Source organism: Streptomyces sp. NPDC127119 (genome assembly GCF_042677425.1).
Taxonomy (GTDB): Bacteria; Actinomycetota; Actinomycetes; order Streptomycetales; family Streptomycetaceae; genus Streptomyces.
In genome coordinates this window covers 1-1159 of the sequence record NZ_JBHXTO010000312.1, presented here as the reverse complement: position 1 = coordinate 1159, position 1159 = coordinate 1, and the positions used below count along the sequence as shown (strand labels likewise).

2 protein-coding genes are annotated in these 1159 nt (G+C 71.9%); one reads left to right on the top strand and one right to left on the bottom strand.

Translation table 11 applies throughout. From position 1 onward, the window contains the following. Nucleotides 1-94: 94 nt before the first annotated feature. Nucleotides 95-772, bottom strand: coding sequence for a class I SAM-dependent methyltransferase (locus tag ACFVH5_RS44370; protein ID WP_385839368.1), 678 nt, complete (start codon nucleotides 770-772; stop codon nucleotides 95-97). Nucleotides 773-938: 166 nt separating this feature from the next. On the opposite strand from ACFVH5_RS44370, the gene ACFVH5_RS44365 reads away from it, so the two are divergent. Next, the coding region (locus ACFVH5_RS44365) for an aldo/keto reductase (protein WP_385839367.1) at nucleotides 939-1159 on the top strand (221 nt) is incomplete at its 3' end.

The window sequence follows — 1159 nt, the reverse complement described above, 5'->3', positions numbered from 1 at the left end:
CCGGTACCCCGCGCGGGGTACCGGGCCGACAGCGCTTCCACCAACCTGCCCCGAGCAGCCTGCCCCGACGTGTCCGCCGGCCGGAGAGCGGCCTTCAGCGCAGCCGACGCGCCCGTAGCACCACGTCGTCGGTGTGGTGCGCGCCGGCACCGCCGTCAGGAGCCGTCCGTGGCCGCTGCTCGTCCACCTCCACCTTCCAGTCGTCGTCGAACAGGGCGGCCACCATGGAGGGCCAGACGTAGTCGGCCGGGTCGAACTCGCCGTGGTCCGCCTGCGGGTCGTCCATCCCCGCGTGGTGCACGAGCAGGAGCACGCCGCCGGGGGCGACGGCCGCGAGCAGGGCTCGCTCGGCTGCGGCGTCGGGGGTGCGCAACAGAGCCGGGTACTGCGCGGAGACCAGGTCGAACGAGGCCGGCGGGAGCGCCGCTTCGGTCAGTGCGGCATGGACCCAGCGAAGGGTGACGCCCGCGTCCCGTGCGTGCCCGGCTGCGCGCTCCAGCGCCACTCCCGAGACTTCGAGCGCGGTGACGTCCCAGCCGCGGCCTGCCAGCCAGACGGCGTCCGCGCCCTCACCGCACCCCACGTCGAGCACACGTCCGGGCGTGAGCGAGGCCACCTCGGCCACAAGGGCGCCGTTGGGCCGGCCGCTCCACAACTGCTGGCGGTCGGCGTACCGGTTGTCCCACTCAGCCTGTACCGCCGGGTCACCGGCGTATCCGTGGGAGGAGAAAGAGGTGTCGGACGCGGGAGTTCGAGGGGTGTTGTCAGCCATGGCCCCACCGTCGCCCATCGCGTTCCCCTCACACCACTGTTGTTGCCGTTCCGGCAAACCGGTGTCCACGAGACCGGCGTCAGGCGCCTCCCGTCCTCCCCGGCTGATGTCGTCACCGGCGGCACCGTGGGTGTTCCGCCCTGATCGAAGGGGGAGGAGGCAGCGCATGACATCGACTTCGATTCGTATCGGCGGGGACCTGAGAGTGGGACGGCTCGGGTTCGGGGCCATGCACCTGCCGACGGAACCGGGCCCGGCCCGTGAGGTCTCTCTCGCGGTCGTCCGGCGGGCCGTCGAGCTGGGCGTCACGCTGATCGACACCGCGCATCTGTACGGCTGGAGAGCTAACGAGAAGCTCATCGACGAGGCCCTTGACCCGTACACGTC